The organism is Mesorhizobium sp. M7A.F.Ca.CA.004.06.1.1 (genome assembly GCF_003999135.1).
Classification (GTDB): domain Bacteria; phylum Pseudomonadota; class Alphaproteobacteria; order Rhizobiales; family Rhizobiaceae; genus Mesorhizobium.
Genome location: NZ_RZPQ01000733.1, coordinates 1 through 2956 on the forward strand (window position 1 = coordinate 1; position 2956 = coordinate 2956).

The window sequence follows — 2956 nt, forward strand, 5'->3', positions numbered from 1 at the left end:
CCCTTCAGTTCCTCCATGCCAGGAAGATCGCGAATCTCTTCCAGCGCGAAATGGTCGAGGAAGGTCTCCGTCGTACCGTAGGTCACAGGGCGTCCGGGCGTCTTACGCCGGCCGCGCATGCGCACCCATTCCGTTTCCAGCAGCGTGTCGAGCGTACCTTTCGAGGTTTCGACGCCGCGGATGTCCTCGATCTCGGCACGCGTCACCGGCTGGTGATAGGCAATGATCGCCAGCACTTCGAGAGCCGCGCGGGAGAGCTTCCTTTGCTGGACGGTATCGCGGCTCATCAGGAAAGCCAGGTCGCCGGCGGTGCGGAACGCCCAGGCGTCGCCGACACGCACCAGATTGACGCCGCGCCGCGCATAGATCTGCTGCAGCTCGGCCATGGCCAGGGCAATGTTGATGCCGTCAGGGAGGCGTGCCGCGAGCTGCTTTTCGCTGACGGGTTCGGCGCTGGCGAACACGATCGCCTCGGCCATGCGCACGGCCTCGGCCAGATGCAGCCGCTCGGCCGGGTTCTGTAGCTGCTCGGCCGGATCCCGGGAAAGCGACTCCTCTTCGGGTGCATCGCCGACCTTGAACGGGATAACCGAAGCGTTGGCGCGTTCGCTCATGATGCCACCTCGACTGCCTTGATTGCCTGCGTGCGCCCGCGCAGGTAGATCGGCGCGAACGTCTGATCCTGCCGCACGTCCATCGTGCCGTCGCGCACCAGTTCCAATGTTGCCGCAAAAGAACTGGCGATTGCCGTGCGCCGCTCCTCGGGGCTGGTCATGTATGCGATCAGAAAACTTTCCAGCGCCGTCCAGTCGCTTGCAGCCCCGACCAGGCGGGTCAGGATGTCGCGCGCATCCTTGAGCGACCAGACACCGCGCCTGGCGATCGTCACATTGTTGATCGCCTGCTTCTGGCGTTGCTGGGCATAGGCGGTCAAGAGATCGTAGAGCGAGGCCGAATAGGCGTTACGCTTTTCGACGATGACCATTTCCGGCATGCCGCGCGCGAACACATCGCGGCCGAGCCGGTTGCGGTTGACCAGACGCGCCGAGGCGTCGCGCATGGCTTCCAGCCGCTTCAGGCGGAACTGCAGCACCGCCGCCAGTTCCTCACCGCTTTCGCCCTCGTCGCCGGGCTGCTTGGGGATCAGGAGCTTGGACTTGAGGAAGGCCAGCCACGCCGCCATCACCAGATAGTCGGCGGCAAGCTCCAGCCTGAGCGCCCTCGCCGTCTCGACAAAGGTCAGATATTGCTCGACCAGCGCCAGGATCGAAATGCGAGCCAGATCGACCTTCTGGGTGCGGGCAAGATGCAGCAGCAGGTCGAGCGGACCTTCGAAGCCGGCCACGTCGACAACCAGCGACGGGTCGCCGGTAACGCGTGAATCGTCATTCTCGGCCCACAGACGGTCCATCGGTGCGGCCTTCGAGGCCTTGCTTTCCAATGTCTCCGCCACTCCGTCACTTCCCTTTGCTATGCCACCGCATCGAAGTAGGTGGCGAATTCGGCACGTATTTCGGTTTCTTCGACCGTGTCACGGTTCTTTATATAGGTCAGCGCCCGCTTGGCGCGCTCCAACGACGTGCCCTCAAGCCCTGTGGTGCGCGATGCGATGCCGGCCATCTCCTCGAAAACGCCGTTGCAGTGAAGGACCAGATCGCAGCCCGCCGCAAGGATCGATGCCGCCTTTGTCGGGAAATCCCCAGAAAGTGCCTTCATCGAGGTGTCGTCGCTCATCAGCAGTCCGTCGAAGCCGATTTCGCGCCGGATGATCTCGTCGATGACCTTGCCGGAGGTGGTCGCCGGATTGTTGGGGTCGATCGCGCTGTAGACGACATGGGCTGTCATCGCCATCGGCAGATGGCTAAGCTCCTTGAACGGGGCGAAATCATGCCGCTGCAGATCGCTGAGCGAGGCATTGACCACCGGCAGTTCGAAATGCGTGTCGGCAAAGGCACGTCCATGGCCCGGAATATGCTTCATGACCGGCAGCACGCCGCCCGACATCAGCCCTTCCGCGGCTGCGCGGCCGAGCTCGATCACCGGTCGCGGATCCTTGCCATAGGCCCGCGCGCCGATGACATCGCTGGCGCCCTCGATCGGCACATCGAGCACCGGCAGGCAATCGGCTGTGATGCCGTAGCGCAGCAGGTCGAAGGCATGCAGCCGCGCCATCAGCCAGGCCGCGCGGGCGCCGGCATCATGATCGTCGCGCCACAGCGCGCCGAGCGCGCCGCCGGCGGGATAGTTCGGTGCCAGCGGCGGTCGCAAGCGCTGCACACGGCCGCCTTCCTGATCGATGAACACCAGCGCGTCCGGACGCCCTATGCAGTCCCGCATCTCGGCGACCAGATCGCGGATCTGTTCGGTCTCGCCAATGTTGCGCGCAAACAGGATGAAGGCCCACGGGCATTCATTGCGATAGAAATTGATTTCTTCGCGGGTAAGCGATTTCCCGGCACAGCCGAGGATCATGGATTTTGATTCGGTCATGTCGGCAGTTTAGGGCTTTGTGCGATCAAAGGGAATCGCCAGGGATTCATCCGGGACAACGCCGGATCTGCTTTCCCCATGAAAAAAGCCGGCGCGATGGACCGCGCCGGCTTTTGATGGTCGGCTCCGGCTTTAGCGCGAGACGAAGCAGTTGCCGCCGGCGGCCTTGTAGCTGGTGCACAAATTGATTGCGTCATTGCGTGACTGGGCCGGAACGCGCACGCGGTAGAACGTGCCTTTGCCGGCGATCTCGGCCTTGACGATATTGGCGGTACGCCCGGCAAGCACGCTGCCATAGCGGCGCTGCAGATCCTGATAGCTGGACTGAGCGCTTTCGACGGTCGGCTGCGAGGCGATCTGCATCGACCACGAGCCACCGCCGGCCGCAGTCGATGCCGGATCTATGGACGCAACCTGATCGGGCTTGACCTCGCCGACAACATCGACCGGCTGGTCGGATGGACGC

Annotated in this window: 4 protein-coding genes; all 4 read right to left on the reverse strand. The window is 63.5% G+C overall.

Going from position 1 to position 2956, the window contains the following annotated elements; all coding sequences use genetic code 11:
* Positions 1-614 (reverse strand): SMC-Scp complex subunit ScpB (scpB, locus tag EN906_RS29195; RefSeq protein ID WP_127375568.1); only part of this gene is annotated, 614 nt, incomplete at its 3' end.
* Positions 611-1411: a ScpA family protein gene (locus EN906_RS29200; RefSeq protein ID WP_050596706.1), complete on the reverse strand. Its 801-nt coding sequence runs from the start codon at positions 1409-1411 to the stop codon at positions 611-613. The genes scpB and EN906_RS29200, both read right to left, overlap by 4 nt.
* A 59-nt stretch (positions 1412-1470) precedes the next feature.
* Entirely contained in the window at positions 1471-2490 is a 1020-nt protein-coding gene (gene nagZ, locus EN906_RS29205) for a beta-N-acetylhexosaminidase (RefSeq protein ID WP_127267596.1), read from the reverse strand.
* A 132-nt stretch (positions 2491-2622) separates the two neighbouring features.
* On the reverse strand, positions 2623-2956 hold a 334-nt coding region (locus tag EN906_RS29210), incomplete at its 5' end, for an SPOR domain-containing protein (protein ID WP_164777440.1).